This is a genomic window from Lysobacter sp. SCRH-1R (assembly GCF_057747855.1).
The window spans coordinates 955,776-974,204 of the sequence record NZ_CM173227.1 but is presented as its reverse complement, the minus strand read 5'-3'; the positions used below and the strand labels follow the sequence as shown (position 1 = coordinate 974,204).

Below are 18,429 nucleotides of genomic sequence, written 5' to 3'. Positions count from 1 at the left end.
CGCGGGCGTCTCCCGCGTACCGGCCGGTCCTTAGTTCTGGACGTTCAGCTCGGTACGGCGGTTGATCTCGCTCTTGCACTCCGGGAACTTCTGACCCTTGTCCTCCAGCGGACGGCTCTCGCCGTAGCCGATCGGACCCTGCAGGCGCGAGGCATCCACGCCGTTGGTGGTCAGGTAGTCGTACACGGCCGTTGCGCGACGCTCGGACAGCTTCTGGTTGTACTCGTCGCTGCCGCACTGGTCGGTGTGACCGGCGACTTCGACGCGCAGCTCCGGATAGCGCTTCAGGATCTCGGTCGCTTCCGACAGGATCGAAACCGCGTCGGGACGCAGCGTCGCCTTGTCGAAGTCGAAGTTCACGCCCTTCAGGTCGATCGACACCGGGACCGGGCAGCCGTCCGGACCGATGGTCTGGCCGGCCTGCGAATCCGGGCACTTGTCGTCGCAGTTGTTGACACCGTCGCCGTCGTCGTCGAGGTCGGCGCAGCTCGGCGCGGCCGGAGCCGGCGGCGGCGGGACGACCGGGGCGCCCAGCGGGATCACGACGCCGACCGAGGCCAGCAGGTCGCCGTACCAGCTCTCGTCGCGCAGCGCTTCGGCGCCCACGTCCGGCGCACCGTCGTCGAAGTCGGCGCGGTAGGCCAGTTCGGTGCGGATCGCCGCGCGCTTGCCGGCCAGCGCGCTCTGGATGCCAACGCCGACCTTCGCGGCGACGTTGCCTTCCTTGCGCTCGCCGGGCGAGTTCGGATCGGGGAACCGGTCGAACTCCTCTTCCGATTCCTGGTAACCCAGGCCCATCAGGATGTACGGCGCCCAGTTGCGGCCTTCCGCATTGAAGAAGCGGCGCGCATCGAACGAGATGCCGTACTGCGACCAGTTGAGGTCCTGATTGTCGTCGAAGTTGGGGTTCTGGTAATTCAGCTCGCCGTCGAGCGACCAGTTGTCGTTGAGGAACTTGCCCACGCCGAGCGCGCCGAACGGCGCGTTGCGTGTGCCGCGATCGTTGTCCTGGATGTTCATGCCGGCCGAACCGGTGAGGTACCAGCGGTCATCGGCGACCTGGGCATTGGCGACCTGGGCCAGGCTCAGACCACCCAGCAGGGCGGCGCAGAGGAGTTTCTTATTCATGTATCCAGCTCCTTGATCTGAGAAACGGGAACAGCGCCTGCGTGGTCCTCCCGTTCCATGGAGGACGGCCGCCCTAACGACGCCATCGACGCGGAGGTTAAGTTTGCCTATGTGAAAGCGGTGTTAACGGTGAACTAACAAACGCAGGAGTTCCCGCCTGCGTTTTCATTGCTACGCGGGGGTTCATTTCCTGAACAACGACATGAACTGAGTGATGGGCACCGCATCGAATCCGCCCGGCGAGGAAGCGAGCGTCGTCAACGTGCGTGCCTGCATTTCAGGGAGTTTCGAAGCGACCGCGTGTTCGAACTTGCGCATCAGCACGGGCATGCCTTCCGCGCGCCGGCGTCGATGGCCGATCGGAAAGTCGATCGAAACCTTCGGCGTCGACGCACCGTCCTTGAAGAACACCTGGACCGAATTGCCGATATACCGTTTGTCGGGATCGAAGTACTCCTGGGTGAAACGGGGGTTTTCCACCACCGTCGTCCGCGCGCGCAGCGCATCGATCCGGGGATCGATCGCCACGGCGTCGGTGTAGTCCTGCGCGGTCAAACGGCCGAAGAGCATCGGGACGGCCACCATGTACTGGATACAGTGGTCGCGGTCGGCGTAGTTGGCCAGCGGGCCGGTCTTGTCGATGATGCGCAGCGCCGCCTGCTGGGTCTCGATGACGATCCGTTCGACCGATTCCACGCCGTCGTGCTCCAGCTTCGGAGCGACCAGCCGATGCAGCTGCATCGCGCATTCCACCGCGGTCTGCGCATGGAACTCGGCGGGGAAGCTGATCTTGAACAGCACGTTTTCCATCACGTAGCTGCCGAAGTCGCGTTCGAACTCGAACGGCTTGCCATCGAAAGCGACGTCGTAGAAACCCCACGTGGGCGCGGTGAGTGCGCTCGGATAACCCACCACGCCCTTGATCGCGTTGAGCGCATGGATCACCGCGCGCCGGCACGCATCGCCCGCGGCCCAGCTCTTGCGCGGTCCGGTGTTGGGCGCGTGCCGGTACGTGCGCAGTGCGCCGTTGTCGATCCAGCTGTGCGAGATCGCGGTGACGACCTGTTCGCGGCTGCCGCCGAACATCGCCGTCGCGACGGCGGTCGATGCGAGGCGCACCAGGATCACGTGATCGAGACCGACGCGATTGAACGCGTTCTTCAGCGCATAGCAGCCCTGGATCTCGTGCGCCTTGATCGCCCAGCCGAGCACCTCGCGCAGCGTCATCGGCGCCCTGCCCTGCGCGATCGCCTGCTGTCCGAGGTAATCGGCGATCGCGAGGATCGTGCCGAGGTTGTCCGACGGATGACCCCATTCGGCAGCGAGCCAGGTGTCGTTGAAATCGAGCCAGCGGATCTGCGTGCCGATGTTGTAGGCCGCCTGCGCGGGATCGAGTTCGTACGCGGTGTACGGCACGCGTGCGCCGCCGGACATCTCCGCGCCGGGCACGAGCGGGCCCAGGTGCTTGCGGCATTCCTCGTGGTCCATCGCCAGCGCGGCGCAGGCGAGCGAGTCGAGCAGCATGAAGCGCGCGGTCTCGAAGGCTTCGCGCGAACCGACGCCGGGATCGAGGACGTAATCGGCGACCCGCGTCATCGGCGCGTCCGGCGGCGGACGGACGGCGGAGCGGACCTGGGCGTGGCTCATGCGCGCGGTTCCATGCGTGAAGACCGCCATGTTGGTGCACCCTTCGCACGCCGGCCGTGAAAAGCCCGGGGCGAAGCGCGACGGGCGGAACGCACCGGACCGGCGCCCGTGCTTGGAAAATTGCCCTGTCAGGCTCAAGTTTCATGGAATGGACGTTCCCATCCGACTCCCCAGCCTGTTCCTCTCCCACGGCTCGCCGATGCTGGCCGTGCAGGATTCCCCGGCCGGTCGCTTCCTCGACACCCTGGGCCGCGAGTTGCCATGGCCGAAGGCGATCGTCGTTGCGTCGGCGCATTTCGCCAGCGAAACGCCGCTCGTCGGCGGCGCCGCGCAACCGCGGACCGTGCACGACTTCGGCGGCTTCCCGCCGGCGCTGTACGAACTGCGCTATCCGGCGCCGGGTTCGCCGGACCTCGCGGAGGCGATCGCGAAGCGCCTGGCGGAGGCGGGACTGCCCGCGCGCGTGCGCGAGGACCACGGGCTCGACCACGGCGTGTGGGTCCCCTTGCGGCGCATGTATCCGCAGCCCGACATCCCGGTGGTGCCGCTGTCGGTGATGCCGCACGGCGATGCGGCACAGCACGTGGCGATCGGCCGCGCGCTCGCGCCGCTGCGCGACGAAGGCGTGCTGGTGATCGGCTCGGGCGGTTTCGTGCACAACCTGGGCGAACTGGACTGGCGCCACGCCGACGCGCCGATCGCGCCGTGGGCCGACGAGTTCGCACAGTGGATGCGTGCGAAGCTGGAGGCGAACGACGTCGACGCGTTGATCGACTGGCACGCGCGCGCGCCGCATGCGCGACGCGCGCATCCGACCGTGGAGCACCTGATGCCGCTATTCGTGGCGCTGGGCGCCGGTGGTGCGATGGCGAACGTGCGGACCTTGCATCGCTCGTACGAGTTCGGGTCGCTCGCGTTGGATGCGTTCGCGTTCGACTGAACTGCCCGGCCCGGGCTCTTGTAGCTCTTGTAGCTCTTGTAGCCCGGGTAAGCGAAGCGCACCCGGGATTGAGGCGCGGCAGCTTCCCCGGATGCGCTTCGCTTACCCGGGCTACAGAAGCTTTGAACCACAGGCGCATCACTGCACCGTGCGTTTGCCGTTGGCCCTTCGTTCCCCCTCGACCCCTCTTCCGATGGATAGGGACTTCAGAACTCAAGTACGCGAATCCATTTCCCAAGGCGGGTCCGCAAACTTCTCCGCCAGGAAATCCACGAACGCCCGCACGCGTGGCGGCACCAGGCGCCGCTGCGGCATCACCGCGTAGATGCCGCTTTCGGCGATCGGGTAATCCTGCAGCACCTGCACCAGGCGGCCTTCGCGGAGGTCGCGGCTGGCGTGCCAGTTCGAATGGATGGCGATGCCCATTCCCGCGACCGCACCATCGCGCACGAGTTCGCCGTAATTCGTCTCCATGCGACCGCGCACGCGCACCACGATCTCTCCGCCAGAGCCATCGCCGAAACGCCATACGTCCTGCCGCCCCTGGCTGCCGACCAGCAGCACGCATTCGTGTTCGACCAGATCCTGCGGCGTGCGCGGCGTGCCGTGGCGACGCAGGTAGTCAGGCGAGGCGCACACCACGCGCCGGTTCACCGCGAGCTTGCGCGCGACCAGCGAGGAGTCGTCGAGCGCGCCGATGCGGATCGCCAGGTCGACGCCGGCGCTGACCAGATCGACCATCTGGTCGGTGAGGTTGATGCTGAGCTTCACGCGCGGATGCAGCGCGAGGAACTCGGGCAGCAGCGGCGACAGGTACTGGCGCCCGAACGACGCCGACGCGGTGACGCGCAACGTGCCGCTGATTTCCGCGGCGGCCTGCCGCAGACCGCCGGTGAGCGCCTCCAGGTCTTCCACCAGCGGCCGCCCCTGCTCCGCAAGCGCGGCGCCTTCGGGCGTGGCGTGCAGGCGGCGCGTGGTGCGGTGGAGCAGGCGCACGCCGAGGTCGCGCTCCAGCCGCTTGAGGCGCTGGCTCGCCACCGCGACCGACAGATCGAGGCTGCGCGCGGCTGCGCTGATCGAGCCGAGGTCGAGCACGCGGAGGAACAGGGTGAGGTCGCCTATGCGGTCCATTGGTCTGGCTCGTGATTCGGGATTCGGGATTCGGGATTCGGGATTCGGGATTATCAACGTTTCATTGAAACTCCTTAGCGATCCTGCCGGTTTCCCGACAAGATGCAAGGGCCTAGCCTGCGCGCTTCCCTTCGAAAGCACGCCCCATGGCCACTCCCCTTTCCGCTTCTCCCGCTGCCGGCACCGCGCCCGGCCGCATGCCGCTGGCGCTGTACGCGCTGACCGCCGGCTCCTTCGGCATCGGCTGCGCCGAGTTCGTGATCATGGGCCTGCTGCTGCAGGTCGCCGCGGACCTCCATGTCTCGATCGCCGCCGCCGGCATGCTCGTGTCCGGCTACGCGCTGGGCGTGTTCGCCGGCGCGCCGATCCTCACGCTGCTCACGCGCCGCATGCCGCGCAAGGCGGTGCTGCTCGCGCTGATGGGCATCTACACCGTCGGCAATCTCGCCTGCGCGCTCGCGCCGGACTACACGACGCTGATGATCGCCCGCGTCGTCACCTCGCTCACGCACGGCACGTTCTTCGGCGTCGGCGCGGTGGTCGCCACCGGCCTGGTGCCGGCCGAACGCAAGGCGTCCGCCATCTCGATCATGTTCTCCGGACTGACGCTCGCGACGCTGCTGGGCATGCCGGTTGGCGCGTGGCTCGGCCTGCATTTCGGCTGGCGTTCGACGTTCTGGGCGATGGGCCTGGTCGGCGTCGTGTCGCTGGCGGTGATCGCGCTGCTGGTGCCGCGCAGCCGCGACACCACCGAACCGGCGCCGCTGCGCGAGGAACTGGCGACCATCGCGCGTCCGCAGGTGCTGCTTGGCCTGCTGATGACCATGCTCGGCTTCGCCGGCGTCTTCGTCGTGATCACGTACGTGCAGCCGCTGCTGACGACGCTCACCGGTTTCTCCGACGCTGCGGTGTCGCCGATCCTGCTGGTGTTCGGCGGCGGCATGGTCGTGGGCAACCTGCTCGGCGGCCGACTCGCCGACCACCGGGCGACGCCCGCGCTGCTCGGCACGCTGTTCGCGCTGGCCGTCGTGCTGGCGGTGATGAGCTTCGTGCTGCACAGCCCGGTGCTGATGGTCGCCTTCGTCGGCCTGCTCGGCATCGCCGCGTTCGCCACCGTCTCACCGCTGCAACTGCGCGTGCTGGGTTTCGCCGAGGGTGCCGGGCAGAACCTCGCGTCGAGCTTCAACATCGCCGCGTTCAATCTCGGCAATGCGACCGGCGCGTGGCTCGGCGGCATGGTGATCGAACGTGACCCGGGACTTGCCGCGATCACCTGGGTCGCCGCGCTGGTCACCGCCGCCGGCCTGCTCGTCGCACTGTGGAGCGTGCAGATCGAGCGTCGCGCCGCGCGCACCGAGGCCCTGCCGCGCGACTGCGCCGCCGAAGCGGCCTGACGCACCGGGTTCACTGAAACGCATCAACGGCGGTGGCACGCTCGAACGCCGCCGCTTCCTCCCCTCACCCCCACCCTCTTCCGCGCGCGGAAGAGGCTTCCAGAGGATTCCACGATGGACTTTCGTTATCTCGGCAATTCCGGCTTCCGCGTTCCCGCACTGAGCTTCGGCACCGGCACGTTCGGCGGCAAAGGGCAGTTGTTCGGTTCGTGGGGCAATACCGATGTCGCCGAAGCGTCGCGACTGATCGACATCTGCCTCGACGCCGGCCTCAACCTGTTCGACAGCGCCGACGTGTATTCCGGCGGCATGGCCGAAAGCATCCTCGGCGAGGCCATCAAGGGCCGCCGCGACAAGGTGCTGATCTCGACCAAGGCGACGTTCCGCTTCGACGAGAACGATCCCAACGCCGTCGGTTCGTCGCGCTTCCATCTGCTGCGCACGATCGACGCGCAGCTCAAGCGCCTTGGCACCGACTACATCGACCTGTTCCAGCTGCACGGCTTCGATGCGAAGACGCCGGTGGAGGAAACGCTGCGCACGCTCGACGATCTCGTGCGCGCGGGCAAGATCCGTTACCTCGGTGTGTCGAACTTCTCCGGCTGGCACCTGATGAAGTCGCTCGCCACCGCCGATCGCTACGGCTGGACGCGCTATGTCGCCAACCAGGCGTACTACTCGCTGATCGGCCGCGATTACGAATGGGAGCAGATGCCGCTCGGCCTCGACCAGGGCGTGGGCGGCGTGATCTGGAGCCCGCTTGGCTGGGGGCGCCTCACCGGCAAGATCCGTCGCAACCAGCCGCGTCCGGAAGTGAGCCGCCTGCCGGGCAGTTCGGATTTCGGCCCGCCGGTCGACGAGGAACTGCTGTATCGCGTGGTCGATGCGCTGGATGAAATCGCCGCCGAAACCGGCAAGACGGTGCCGCAGATCGCGCTCAACTGGCTGCTGCAGCGCCCGACCGTTTCGACCATCGTCATCGGCGCGCGCAACGAGGAACAGCTGAAGCAGAACCTCGGCGCGGTCGGCTGGAACCTCACGCCGGAGCAGGTCGCGAAGCTCGATGCCGCGAGCGCCGTGACGCCGGCGTACCCGTACTGGCATCAGCGCACGTTCGAACGTAATCCGTCGCCGGTGTGACTTACCGTTCCCTCCCCTGCTTGCAGGGGAGGAGACCACTACTCTCGAGGTCCCCATGAAAGCCGTCGCCCTCACGCGTTACCTTCCCATCGACGATCCGCAATCGCTCGTCGACGTCGAACTGCCCGATCCCGCGGCGCCGACCGGCTTCGATCTGCTCGTGCGCGTCGAAGCGGTATCGGTCAATCCCGTCGACACGAAAGTGCGTTCGCCCAAGCCGCAGGTCGAAGCGCAGCCGAAAGTGCTCGGCTACGACGCGGCCGGCATCGTCGAAGCCGTCGGCGACAAGGCGAGCGGATTCAAGCCCGGCGATCGCGTGTACTACGCCGGCGACATCACGCGCCCCGGCAGCAACGCCCAGCTGCAGCTCGTCGATGCACGCCTCGTCGCGCACGCGCCGAAGACGCTCGACGCCGCGCAGGCCGCCGCGTTGCCGCTCACGGCGCTCACCGCGTGGGAACTGCTGTTCCAGCGCATGCCGTACGACAGCGAAAACGGCGGCAAAGGCAAGTCGCTGCTGATCATCGCCGGCGCAGGCGGCGTGGGGTCGATCGCGATCCAGCTCGCACGACGCGCCGGCTTCACCGTGATCGCCACCGCATCGCGGGAGGACACCATCGCGTGGTGTCGCGAACTCGGTGCGCATCACGTCATCGATCATCGCCAACCGCTGCATCCGCAGCTGAAGGCGTTGGGTTTCGAAACCGTCGATGCCGCGCTGAACCTCTACGACACCAATCGTTACTGGGAAGAACTCGGCGAGATCCTCGCGCCGCAGGGCCACGTCGGCCTGATCGTCGAACCGAAGGATCCGGTGCGACTGGGCGACCCATACAAGTTCAAGTGCATCGGCATCCACTGGGAAATGATGTTCGGACGTCCCCGCTTCCAGACGCCCGACATGGACGAACAGGGCCGCATCCTTGCGCGCGTCGCATCGTTGATCGATTCGGGCGAGCTGCGCGGCACACATCGGGAAACGCTGTCGCCGATCAATGCGGCGAACCTGCGCGAGGCGCATCGTCGCCTGGAGTCGGGGACGACGATCGGGAAGCTGGTGGTGTCGGGTTGGTAGTGGTCTGACCACCTTCGCGGGGATGATGATCAAGAGCGCAACAGCGATTGCTCATGTAGTCCGGGCAAGCGAAGCGCACCCGGGGACGCGACCACCTTCCAACCCGGGTGCGCTTCGCTTACCCGGGCAACAAAAGCGCAGGGCGTTGTTGTCCAGCTTTCGCTGGAATGACGGTTAACTACACGAACCGCGCCAACACCTCACGCACACCCGCGAGATAACTCCCGCCAAACAGGTTCAGATGATTGAGCAGATGGTAGAGGTTGTAGATCGGCGCACGTTCGCGCCAATCGCTCGCCACCGTCGCGTGCGCTGCATACGCACGCCAAAACGCATCGGGTGGCGAACCAAAGAGCGTGAGCATCGCCAGCTCCGACTCTACCCAGCCATAGTGCACGGCACCCGCATCGATCAACGCAGGCGCGCCGTCCGCGCAGCAATGCAGGTTGCCCATCCACAGATCGCCGTGCAGCAGCGACGCCGGCTGCGCGGGAATCAGTTCGCGCAGGCGCGAGCACACGCGTTCGACCGCAGCCACGTCGTCTGAAACAAGATGCCCGCCGTCCAGCGCGCGACGCGCCTGCGGCAGCAATCGACGTTCGGAAAAGAACGCGCAGCCATCCTCCGTCCACGCGTTCGACTGCGGGGCTGGCCCGCAATAGCCATCGCGTTTGAAGCCGAAACGCGCGTTGCGCAGCGCGTGCTGTGTGGCGAGTCCTTCACCGGCGCGCGTCCAGAACGTCTCCTTCGGCGTGCCTTCGCCGAGGTCCTCCAGCACGAGCCGCTCCGGCTCGAGCGCGAGCACGCGCGGAACGCGTAAGACACCTGCGCCCGACAACGCCGCCAATCCCGTCGCCTCGGCGGTAAAGAAATCCGCCGGCGCGCCCGGCCAGCGCTTCACGACGACCGCAAGATTGCGGTACGTCGAGTGTTCGACCTGCTGGCGCCCCGCCCTCATCCGCGTTACGTCACGCCGCCTGCGCGTCGTCGCGACGGTCGCGCTTGAGCACCGCCACCGGTTCCGCCCACGCATTGCCGCCGCGACGCTTGCTCGTCGCCAGCACCAGGTCGGACGGCTCGAACACGTTGAGGTTGTGCGTGATCGGCGTGGTCAGGATGTACTGCGCATCGGTCGAGCGCAGGAAGCGGCCGACCTTCTCGATGTTGAACACGTCCAGGTGCGCGAACGGTTCGTCGATGAAGACGAAGCCGCCCGGCTGGTCCTCGTCGCGCAGCAGGCCGACGAGCAGCAGCAGCGACTTCATCACCTGCTGGCCGCCCGACGCTTCGCCATCGTCCAGCCCGATCCAGCCCTTGCGGTCGAAGTCGAACTTCACCGTCAATCCGGCCTGCGCCAGCGCGACGTCCTCGTTCACCAGCTCGGGCATTTCGACGTCGACGCCGATGCCGGCGAGTTCGCCCAGCGCCGCGAGGTTCTTCTTGTAACGGCGTACCGTCGCACGCAACACGTTGATGTACGCGCCGCGCGCTTCCTCGGTGATGCGACGCGCGCGATGCAGGTGCGCCTCGCGCTTGCCGATGGTCGACTCCAGCCCGTCGTGGTCGGCGGCGAACTTGTCGCGCAGCGCGATGCAGCCTTCGTCCTCGATGTAGCCGCCGCGCTGCAGGCGCTCGTCGATGCGCTCCAGTTCGCGTCGCACGGCACCCGCGCTTTCGTATTCCTCGCGCGCCTGGCGCAAGGCGTCGGCGCTGCGCCACGCATGCGGCATCAGCGCGCGCTTGCGGCGGAACTCGACGATGCGCTGCACCAGCTGCTGGCGTTCCTGCGCGATCTGCTGCGCGCGCTCGCGCACTTCGTTGTCGAGCGAACGGATCTCGCCCGCGCGCGTGGCGTCGGCGATGCTTTCGGCCTTGTCTTCCGCTTCGAGCCCATCAAGACGGGAACGCGCCTCCGACAGCGCCACCGCCGCCTGCTGCGCGGCTTCGGCCATCGCGGGAAGACGTTCGGCGGCGTCGGCGAATTCCGCTGCACGCGTGACCAGTTCCTGACCGGCGTCGAGGCCGAGCAGTCGCGTCTGCTCCGCATCGACGCGCTTGCCCAGCTCGCTCAGTTCGTCTTCGCGCGCGTGCGCGCGCTGCTGGATGTCGATCTGTTCGGCGCGCAGTTCGTCCAGTCGCGCCTGTCGTGCGCCGCTGCCGAAATGCGGTGCGCCGCCGCCGATGTGGCGACCGCCGCGATGTTCGCGCAGGTAGCCCTTCAGCGTGATCCAGTCCTGCCCCTTCGGCAGGCGACGGCCGTCCTCGATGTCCTCCACGCGCTGGATCTTGTCCAGTTGCTTGGGCAGCCACGACGGTGGCTCGGCGGAGAACTTCACCACTTCCAGCAACGAGCCCTTCGTCGCCTTCTCCACCGGCGTGCGCGTGGACACGACGAAGTGGCGGTACTGCATCTTCTCGCCGAGCTTCCACGCCGCACCTTCGTCGCGCGGATCCTCCAGCACGATGAGATGGCGATACGGCGCCAGCACGGCTTCGACGGCGACCGACCACTTCGGATCGACGATGTCGACCAGTTCGGTCAACACGCGGTGTTCGATGCCCGCGTTGTCGAGCGCGGTGCGGAAATCGCGCTCGAATGGCTCGACGATGCGTCCGCCACCACTGAGCGCCGCGACCTGCGCGGCGATTTCGCCGGTGCGCTGGCGATCGCGTTCGGCTTCCAGCTTCAGTTCGGCCTGACGGCGGCGGCCTTCTTCCACGCGACGGCTGAGTGCTTCCACGTCCACCGCGCCGCGCTGCGCCTGCACGCGCGCGAGTTCGTCGCGACGGCGCACCAGCATCTCGGCATCGCGCGCGTGATCGCGCGCAGCGGTGAATTCGGTTTCGCAGGCGCGCACGTCGGCGCGGGCGCGTTCGATCGCCGCGCGCAGTTCGTCGTGTTGACCGACGGCATTGGCTTCACGCGTGCGGAGGTTGTCGAACACGCGCTCGCGTTCGCGCAGCGCGCGGCGCAGGCCGGTCAGGCGCGGACGTGCGCCTTCCAGCGTGGCGCGCAGGTCGGCCAGTTCGATCTTCGGCGCGATTTCGGCCTGCAGTCGCTGGCGCTGGTTGCGCAGCGCCTGGCCTTCCTCGAACGAACGCACGTCCACGCGCGCCGATTCGAGCTTGAAATGCAGCTCGCCCAGCCCGTGGCGCAGCTGTTCGATTTCCTTCTCGACGTCGAGCTGTTCGCTCTTGGCGCGCTGGTAGTCGTCCAGCACGGCCTTGTCCTCGAACACGTCGAAAACCAGCTGCAGCAGTTCACGCGGCGACAGCTGGCAGAGCTTGTCGGTGGCGCCCTGCTCCAGCGTGAGCACGCGGCAGATCGCGCGCGTGAGGCCGGCGCCGGCCAGTCGCACGCGATAGTCGCGCACGCCGAGCCATTCGCCGCCGGTTTCGATCTGTTCGACCGGCACGTCTCCGGCGAGGATCTGGTAATCGCGCGACCAGTCGCCGCCGCGCTTGCGGATGCGGCATGCGAGCGTGACGGTCTCGTCCTTGATCGGGAAGAACGGACGACCGCCGCGGCGATCCGGACGATTGCTCACCACCGCGCGCAGCCACGCCTGGCCCTTGCCGTTGTGGCGCAGGTAGGTCTTGTAGTCGCGCGCGGTTTCGCGGTCCTCGATGGCGAGCAGCGTGCGCAGCGCGTCGAGCAGCGTCGTCTTGCCCGAGCCGTTCGGGCCGACCACGGTGATGACCGAAGCGTCGAGCGGCAGCTGGAAACGCTGCCAGTAATCCCAGTGCACGACTTCCAGGCTGCGGAACTCAAACATCGGCCTGTGCCTCTTCGGTGGTGTCGCTGCTTTCGTGGAGGTCGTCGTCGAGCGTTGCGTCGTACGCAACGTCGTCGAGGCTGTCGGCGTTGGCCGCCTGCGTCGCGCGCGCCTGTTCGACGACGAACGACAGCGCGCCGTCCATCACGCGGCTGGCGATGCGTTCGTAATCGAAGGCGAGATCCAGCAGCGGACCTTCGGCGATGCGTTCCTTGCGGCGCACGATGAAGCCGTGTCGCTGCAATGCGCCGAGTGAAAGATTGATGCGGAACTTGCCGCCGAGCTTGTCGCCGAAGTCGGCCACCAGCGTGCGTTCGTTGATCGGTTCGACCATGTCCTGCCCGACGGGTACCGGCTTGAGTTCGGCGAACATCTGCTCCTGGTCCTGCTGGCGTTCGCTTTCCTGCCGCGCGATCTGGCGCTGCCGCTTGGGCAGCACCAGCAGCGACCACAGCACGACCAGCAGCGCGAGCGCGTCGCGATCGAGCTGCAGGTTGCTCGCGGCCCACGCGCGCGCACTGCCGAAGACATCGTTCTCCTGCGCGCGCGCCACGCCGACGGCGACGTGAGCGGCGTAGGGATGTTCGAGCAGGCGCAGGCCGACGCCGGCGAGGCGGCGGTCGAGGTCGTCGCGCAGTTCCGCGTCGACCAGGACCTGACGCACCGCGGAGTCGTCGCGCGGCAACCAGCGCTCGGCGAGCAGGCGGGCGATGAGGGTGGCGGTGGGATCGCTCATGGGGTTTCCGTTGTTGCGGCGGATTTCTTTTTCTGCTTTGGTTGTTTCGCCGTTGCCTCGCTTTGCCCGTCATCCCGGCGAAAGCCGGGATCCAGGCTGGCAGCGTCGGAAGCAGGCACGGCGTCGTCGGACGCTACGGGCCTGGGTCCCGGCTTTCGCCGGGATGACGGTTTCCTGGAAGGTTTCGGAGCGGCATGCGTGTCGGCTTCGCTACCTGCATCGCATTCGTCGTCGCCGTGGTTCACCGAGTCGGCCTCGTACGCCGCGTCGTCCTTCCCCGTCAGCCACGCCCGGCTCATGTACGCCACGCCCGCGCGGTTGACCTGCTCGAACTGCGTGCCGACCTTCCAGCGCAGCGGCAGCTGGGCAATCGATGCGCTGACGCCGTTGCGGTTTTCCGCGCCGGGGTCGCCGATCAGGCCGAGCAGCGACAGCCGGTACGCGCTGACCGCGAAGCCGTCCTGCGGTACCCAGTCGGACAGCGCCGTGTCGGCATCGCGTTCGAGCGAGGTCAGCTGCGACAACCATTGCTCCGCGTGCGCGTAGTCGTTCTCGGCCACCGGCGCCTGCGTGTCGTCGGGCGCGTCCTGCGCGGGCGGCAGCGAGGCGTCTTCCTGCGCCTCGCGCTCGCGTTCGACCAGCTCGTATTCGGCGATGTCCAGTGCGATGGGCGCCAGCATGAAAGCCGGCGCGACCACGCGCGCGAGCGCGTCGTCCGCCAGCGCGGCGAGCGCATCGGTGTCCATGCCGCGCAGGAAGCGGTTGACGTCGGTGGACGACAGGCCGCTCGCGCCGATGTGCACACGGTGGCGGTCGAGTTGGTTCAGCGCCCGCTGGAACACCGACGCCTGCCGCAACATGGAGCTCTGCGCGCGACCGATCTGCTGCGCGACGCGATGCGTGGCGGCGTCGAGTTCCTCGTCGGCGGCGATCTCCTTGACGATCGCCGTGCCCTTCTCGACCCACTGCCACACCTGCTGCAGCGTGCCGGCGGCGCGCTGGATGCGGTGCTCCGAGCCGCTGAGCACGGCCTGGTCGAAATCCTCGCGGTATTCGTTGAGGCGCGACAACAGGTGCTGCAGATCGTCGCCGCGCACGCGCCCGACGGCCTGGCCGGCGGCGAGCTGCGCGGTGACGTAGGCCAGCTCGTCGCCCTCGCGGTTGAACTGCAGCAGCAGGCCGATCGACGACAGCGCCTGGCGCCCAACCGGGCTGATGCGGTAGCGCTGCGTGTCGTTATCCCAGCGCAGCAGGTCGTTCTCGCGCAGGCGGCCGAGCACGGTGTCGAACTTCACCGGGTCCAGGTAGGCGAAGTGGTCGCGCAGCTCCTGCGGGCTCCAGTCCGGGGCGGCGCCGCGCTCGCCGATGGCGCGCAGCACCAGCAGGCGCACCATCACGCTCTCCTCGCCACCGTGGAACAGGGTCGAGAAGGCGCGCAGGAGGTCGCGGGCGGACAGGAGCGGATGCAGGTCGGGCAGGTCGGCCGCGACGATGCCGGCGCGGAGGTAGTCCTGCAGGGGTGCGGAAGCGTCGTCCATACAGGACCGGAAACTACGGGTGGGCCATGTTCGGCGAGGGGCGGGCGGGAGACAACCCTTGCGCGCCGGGGCCTTTTGGGCGTGGGCGGTGGGCGCCCCCTGCTTGAACGCCACCGGCTTTCCCGGCATCGTGCCCGCTTCCGTACGCCAGCGTACATATCGACGACATCCGCCGATGACGGTCGCCAGCCCCCTGAGCTTCGCCCCCGCCGCGCCGCACGAGCCCCACCCGCTCTACCCGCACCTGTTCGCGCCGCTGGACCTGGGCTTCTGCACCCTGCCCAACCGCGTGCTGATGGGATCGATGCACACGGGGCTGGAGGACAAGGCGGCCGACTTCCCGAAGCTCGCCGCCTACTTCGCCGAGCGCGCGGCCGGCGGCGTCGGGCTGATCGTCACCGGCGGGTTCTCGCCGAATCTCGCCGGCTGGCTCAAGCCGTTCGGCGGGACGATGCGCTTTCCGTGGGAAGTGCGGCGCCACCGGCAGGTCACCGGCGCGGTGCATGCGCACGGCGGGCGCATCTGCCTGCAGATCCTCCACGCCGGCCGCTACGGCTACAGCCCGCTGCAGGTGGCGCCGAGCCGGCTCAAGGCGCCGATCAACCCGTTCACGCCGCGCGCGCTCTCAGCCGGCGGCGTCGAACGGCAGATCCGCGCCTTCGTGCGCAGCGCGACGATGGCGCGCGAGGCCGGTTACGACGGCGTCGAGGTCATGGGCTCGGAGGGCTACCTGCTCAACCAGTTCACCGCACCGCGCACCAATAAACGTCACGACGCGTGGGGCGGCGATGCCGCCAGGCGCATGCGCTTCGCGGTGGAGATCGTCCGCCGCATCCGCGAGGCCTGCGGGCCGGATTTCATCATCGTCTACCGGCTTTCGATGCTGGACCTGGTCGACGACGGCCTGGCGTGGGACGAGGTCGTGCAGCAGGCGAAGGCGATCGAAGCGGCCGGCGCGACGCTGATCAACACCGGCATCGGCTGGCACGAGGCACGGGTGCCGACCATCGCCACGTCGGTGCCGCGTGCGGCGTTCACCGGGATCACCGCGCGCCTGAAGCCGCACGTCGGCGTGCCGCTGGTGACGACCAACCGCATCAACATGCCCGAGGTGGCCGAGGGCGTGCTCGCCCGCGGCGAGGCCGACATGGTGTCGATGGCGCGACCGCTGCTGGCCGACCCGCAGTGGGTGAACAAGGCGCGCGAGCGGCGCGCGCTCGACATCAATACATGCATCGCCTGCAACCAGGCGTGCCTGGACCACGTGTTCGAGAACAAGACCGCCAGCTGCCTGGTCAATCCGCGCGCCTGCGCCGAGACCGAACTGAATTACGTGCCGACCTCGAACCCGAAGCCCATCGCCGTGGTCGGCGCCGGCCCGGCCGGGCTGGCCGCGGCGACGGTCGCGGCCGAACGCGGGCACCGGGTGACCCTGTTCGAAGCGTCGGGGGAGATCGGCGGGCAGTTCAACCTCGCCAAGCGGATCCCGGGCAAGGAGGAGTTCCACGAAACGCTGCGCTACTTCGGCCGCCGGCTGGAGCAGACCGGCGTGGACGTCCGCCTGGGCACCTACGCCGAGGCCGCGACGCTGGCGGGCTTCGACGCGGTGGTGCTCGCCAGCGGCATCCGCCCGCGCGAGGTGGATTTCCCCGGCGCTGACCACCCGAAGGTCGTCAGTTACCTCGATGTGCTGGGCGGTCGCGTCGTGCCGGGACGGAAGGTGGCGATCGTCGGCGCGGGCGGCATCGGCTTCGACGTGGCGGAGTTCCTGGTCGAGCACGGGCCCAGCGCCGCGCTGGACCCGGCCCGCTGGCGCGCCGAATGGGGCGTCGACCTGGCCTACGACGGGAACCGCGGCGGCCTGGCCGCGCCGAAGCCCGAAGCGCCCGCGCGCGAGGTCTGGCTGCTGCAGCGCAGCCCCGGCCGACCCGGCGCCCGGCTCGGCAGGACGACGGGCTGGATCCACCGCGCCACGCTCAAGGCGAAGAAGGTGCGGATGCTCGGCGGCGTCGAATACCTCGGCGTGGACGACGAGGGCTTCCACGTGCGCGTGGACTGCAGCGAACAGGTGCTGGCGGTCGACCATGTGGTGGTCTGCGCGGGCCAGGAGCCCTTCAAACCGCTGGCGGAGGAGCTCGTGGCGCAGGGCGCCGTGGTGCATGTGATCGGCGGCGCGGATGTCGCGGCGGAGCTCGACGCGAAGCGCGCCATCGCCCAGGGAAGCCGCCTCGCGGCCATCCTGTAGCGAATTGCGCAGCCCTTGCGGGGCAAGGGCTGCAGGGGTGTCGCGCAGTCGATCGGGAGGCCTGGTTTGGGGCGTGCGCCGACCCGACCGGCAACTTCCTGAACAGGCGTTCGGCATTCCGGTGACCGGGGCCCGCAACCCAATCCCGTTTGCATACAACGAGTTGCGATCGGGCCGGCGGATTTCCAGCCGGAACCGGGAGGCCCGGTCAAGCCCCCTTTGTTCACGAGGCATTTATCTTCGCGCCGCTACCGTGCGCCAACTTTTTTCGGCCACCCCCTTGGTGGCGACCCTCACCGCCCGCGCACCCTACCCTTCCGCGCGGCTTTGGTGAATGGGCAAAAGCGCGCCGCAGAGTGCGCTGCCCTCCCCAGTACGCCATGCCGGTTCGCGCGGTGGCCCCTTCCCCTTGGGAAGCGGACTCCAAGCGGCCCGGCGCAACGGAGCAAGGAGTCCGATTAGATGAAACTGGCTTGGATCCTGTGGCTGGCCTCCGTGCTTCCGCCACAAACCGCCGACTCGCTGTGCCTGAGCACCACCGTCTACCTGGAAGCGCGCGACCAGTCGGTCCGCGGCCAGAAGGCGGTCGCCGAGGTCGCCCTGCGTCGCCGCGACAGCGGCCTGTGGGGCAACACCGTCTGCGACGTGGTCACCGCACGCAAGCAGTTCGCCCCGACCCTGGTGTCGCCGGGCACGCGGCTGAGCAACACCGATGCCTGGGCCGAGGCCGTCGGCATCGCCCTCGACGCCGAGCGCAACTGGGCGCTGCCGCCCGGCGAGCGCAAGGAGATCGTCCCCGGCGCCAGCCACTTCGCCGCACACGCGATCGCCAGTCCGTCCTGGCGCACGGCGTACCAGGTGGCGACGATCGGCGACCACACCTTCTATAAGGTGCAGTCGTTGAAGCCGCGGCGTTCGTAGGCGCGCGGCGCCTCCGCCCGGCGGCATGGCCCGTCCGGGCGCATTCATGGCAATGATCTGTTGCATGCCACGGCGTTGAGCCGCGGCCCGCGCGTCGGCCATAGTGTCGGGATTCGCTTTCCTTGAAGGGATCCCCGCAATGAAGCTCTACACCAAGCCCGGCGCGTGCTCGACCGCCGACCACATCGCGCTGCAGTGGACGGGCCAGCCCTTCCAGCTGGAGATCCTCGACAAGGACTCGATGAAGGCGCCGGCGTACCTGGCGATCAATCCCACCGGCGCGGTGCCGGCGATCGTGGACGGCGACTTCGTGCTGACCCAGAACGCCGCGATCATGGGCTACATCGCCGACTCCTTCCCCGAAGCCGGCCTCGCCGGCGACGGCAGCGCGCGCCAGCGCGCCGAGGCGTCCCGCTGGCTGGCCTTCGTCAATTCCGACCTGCACCCGGCGTTCAAGCCGCTGTTCGGGCCGGGCAACTTCATCGGCGACGAGAGCCAGTACGAAGCCGTGAAGCACGCCGCCCGCGCCCGCGTGCGTTCGCTGTTCGAGGTCGCCGACCGCCAGCTCGCCGGCCGCCAGTGGCTCGCCGGCTTCCGCAGCTACGCCGATCCCTACCTCTACATCACCCTGCGCTGGGCGCGGGGCGTGGGCATCGATCTGACGGGCCTGGACCACCTGGCCGCGTTCAAGGCCCGCATGGAGGCCGACCCGGCGGTGCAGAAGGCGTTGCAGATCGAAGGGCTGGCGTAACGCGCGA

Annotated in this window: 14 protein-coding genes; 7 read left to right on the top strand and 7 right to left on the bottom strand. The window is 68.3% G+C overall.

Features of this window, described 5'->3' with window-relative positions; genetic code table 11:
* Window positions 1–30: 30 nt before the first annotated feature.
* Both AC3ANK_RS04500 and AC3ANK_RS04495 read right to left on the bottom strand, forming a co-directional pair.
* Window positions 31–1,128, bottom strand: a complete 1,098-nt coding sequence (locus AC3ANK_RS04500; protein ID WP_484172220.1) for an OmpA family protein — start codon at window positions 1,126–1,128, stop codon at window positions 31–33.
* 183 nt (window positions 1,129–1,311) lie between these two features.
* Window positions 1,312–2,775: a bifunctional 2-methylcitrate dehydratase/aconitate hydratase gene (locus AC3ANK_RS04495; RefSeq protein ID WP_484172219.1), complete on the bottom strand. Its 1,464-nt coding sequence runs from the start codon at window positions 2,773–2,775 to the stop codon at window positions 1,312–1,314.
* A 148-nt stretch (window positions 2,776–2,923) separates the two neighbouring features.
* On the opposite strand from AC3ANK_RS04495, the gene AC3ANK_RS04490 reads away from it, so the two are divergent.
* Entirely contained in the window at window positions 2,924–3,715 is a 792-nt protein-coding gene (locus tag AC3ANK_RS04490; protein WP_484172218.1) for a DODA-type extradiol aromatic ring-opening family dioxygenase, read from the top strand.
* Between the two features lie 213 nt (window positions 3,716–3,928).
* Here AC3ANK_RS04490 and AC3ANK_RS04485 read toward each other — a convergent pair whose 3' ends face one another.
* On the bottom strand, window positions 3,929–4,846 hold the full coding sequence (locus AC3ANK_RS04485; protein WP_206859786.1) for a LysR family transcriptional regulator: 918 nt from the start codon (window positions 4,844–4,846) through the stop codon (window positions 3,929–3,931).
* Between the two features lie 146 nt (window positions 4,847–4,992).
* On the opposite strand from AC3ANK_RS04485, the gene AC3ANK_RS04480 reads away from it, so the two are divergent.
* From AC3ANK_RS04480 to AC3ANK_RS04470, 3 genes are all read left to right on the top strand, one after another.
* Window positions 4,993–6,240, top strand: coding sequence for an MFS transporter (locus AC3ANK_RS04480; protein ID WP_484172217.1), 1,248 nt, complete (start codon window positions 4,993–4,995; stop codon window positions 6,238–6,240).
* Between the two features lie 114 nt (window positions 6,241–6,354).
* Complete coding sequence (locus tag AC3ANK_RS04475; RefSeq protein WP_484172216.1) at window positions 6,355–7,380, top strand: aldo/keto reductase; 1,026 nt, start codon at window positions 6,355–6,357, stop codon at window positions 7,378–7,380.
* Window positions 7,381–7,435: 55 nt separating this feature from the next.
* Complete coding sequence (locus AC3ANK_RS04470; RefSeq protein ID WP_484172215.1) at window positions 7,436–8,455, top strand: zinc-binding alcohol dehydrogenase family protein; 1,020 nt, start codon at window positions 7,436–7,438, stop codon at window positions 8,453–8,455.
* A 178-nt stretch (window positions 8,456–8,633) separates the two neighbouring features.
* Here the strand turns inward: AC3ANK_RS04470 and AC3ANK_RS04465 are convergent, their stop codons facing one another.
* The 4 genes from AC3ANK_RS04465 to AC3ANK_RS04450 are packed head-to-tail and all read right to left on the bottom strand — an operon-like array spanning window position 8,634 to window position 14,505.
* Complete coding sequence (locus AC3ANK_RS04465; RefSeq protein ID WP_484172214.1) at window positions 8,634–9,488, bottom strand: fructosamine kinase family protein; 855 nt, start codon at window positions 9,486–9,488, stop codon at window positions 8,634–8,636.
* Window positions 9,424–12,231, bottom strand: coding sequence for an AAA family ATPase (locus tag AC3ANK_RS04460; protein ID WP_484172213.1), 2,808 nt, complete (start codon window positions 12,229–12,231; stop codon window positions 9,424–9,426). Before AC3ANK_RS04460 ends, AC3ANK_RS04465 begins: the two co-directional genes overlap by 65 nt.
* Window positions 12,224–12,967 (bottom strand): hypothetical protein, encoded by a 744-nt coding sequence (locus AC3ANK_RS04455; RefSeq protein ID WP_484172212.1) that lies wholly within the window; start codon window positions 12,965–12,967, stop codon window positions 12,224–12,226. Before AC3ANK_RS04455 ends, AC3ANK_RS04460 begins: the two co-directional genes overlap by 8 nt.
* Window positions 12,964–14,505, bottom strand: coding sequence for a hypothetical protein (locus tag AC3ANK_RS04450; protein WP_484172211.1), 1,542 nt, complete (start codon window positions 14,503–14,505; stop codon window positions 12,964–12,966). Before AC3ANK_RS04450 ends, AC3ANK_RS04455 begins: the two co-directional genes overlap by 4 nt.
* Window positions 14,506–14,680: 175 nt before the next feature.
* Between AC3ANK_RS04450 and AC3ANK_RS04445 the strand changes: the two genes are divergently transcribed.
* From AC3ANK_RS04445 to AC3ANK_RS04435, 3 genes are all read left to right on the top strand, one after another.
* Window positions 14,681–16,750, top strand: a complete 2,070-nt coding sequence (locus tag AC3ANK_RS04445; protein ID WP_484172210.1) for an oxidoreductase — start codon at window positions 14,681–14,683, stop codon at window positions 16,748–16,750.
* A 462-nt stretch (window positions 16,751–17,212) separates the two neighbouring features.
* Window positions 17,213–17,671 (top strand): cell wall hydrolase, encoded by a 459-nt coding sequence (locus AC3ANK_RS04440; protein WP_206859794.1) that lies wholly within the window; start codon window positions 17,213–17,215, stop codon window positions 17,669–17,671.
* A 139-nt stretch (window positions 17,672–17,810) separates the two neighbouring features.
* A complete protein-coding gene (locus tag AC3ANK_RS04435) occupies window positions 17,811–18,422 on the top strand; it encodes a glutathione S-transferase N-terminal domain-containing protein (protein ID WP_206859795.1) in 612 nt (203 codons plus the stop codon).
* Window positions 18,423–18,429: the final 7 nt, after the last annotated feature.

What these genes read in the sequence shown, in the direction of transcription:
- AC3ANK_RS04500 (WP_484172220.1), bottom strand. Translation starts at nt 1,128, where the DNA reads ATGAATAAGAAACTCCTCTGCGCCGCCCTGCTGGGTGGTCTGAGCCTG.
- AC3ANK_RS04495 (WP_484172219.1), bottom strand. Translation starts at nt 2,775, where the DNA reads ATGAGCCACGCCCAGGTCCGCTCCGCCGTCCGTCCGCCGCCGGACGCG.
- AC3ANK_RS04490 (WP_484172218.1), top strand. Translation starts at nt 2,924, where the DNA reads ATGGACGTTCCCATCCGACTCCCCAGCCTGTTCCTCTCCCACGGCTCG.
- AC3ANK_RS04485 (WP_206859786.1), bottom strand. Translation starts at nt 4,846, where the DNA reads ATGGACCGCATAGGCGACCTCACCCTGTTCCTCCGCGTGCTCGACCTC.
- AC3ANK_RS04480 (WP_484172217.1), top strand. Translation starts at nt 4,993, where the DNA reads ATGGCCACTCCCCTTTCCGCTTCTCCCGCTGCCGGCACCGCGCCCGGC.
- AC3ANK_RS04475 (WP_484172216.1), top strand. Translation starts at nt 6,355, where the DNA reads ATGGACTTTCGTTATCTCGGCAATTCCGGCTTCCGCGTTCCCGCACTG.
- AC3ANK_RS04470 (WP_484172215.1), top strand. Translation starts at nt 7,436, where the DNA reads ATGAAAGCCGTCGCCCTCACGCGTTACCTTCCCATCGACGATCCGCAA.
- AC3ANK_RS04465 (WP_484172214.1), bottom strand. Translation starts at nt 9,488, where the DNA reads ATGCGTGGGCGGAACCGGTGGCGGTGCTCAAGCGCGACCGTCGCGACG.
- AC3ANK_RS04460 (WP_484172213.1), bottom strand. Translation starts at nt 12,231, where the DNA reads ATGTTTGAGTTCCGCAGCCTGGAAGTCGTGCACTGGGATTACTGGCAG.
- AC3ANK_RS04455 (WP_484172212.1), bottom strand. Translation starts at nt 12,967, where the DNA reads ATGAGCGATCCCACCGCCACCCTCATCGCCCGCCTGCTCGCCGAGCGC.
- AC3ANK_RS04450 (WP_484172211.1), bottom strand. Translation starts at nt 14,505, where the DNA reads ATGGACGACGCTTCCGCACCCCTGCAGGACTACCTCCGCGCCGGCATC.
- AC3ANK_RS04445 (WP_484172210.1), top strand. Translation starts at nt 14,681, where the DNA reads ATGACGGTCGCCAGCCCCCTGAGCTTCGCCCCCGCCGCGCCGCACGAG.
- AC3ANK_RS04440 (WP_206859794.1), top strand. Translation starts at nt 17,213, where the DNA reads ATGAAACTGGCTTGGATCCTGTGGCTGGCCTCCGTGCTTCCGCCACAA.
- AC3ANK_RS04435 (WP_206859795.1), top strand. Translation starts at nt 17,811, where the DNA reads ATGAAGCTCTACACCAAGCCCGGCGCGTGCTCGACCGCCGACCACATC.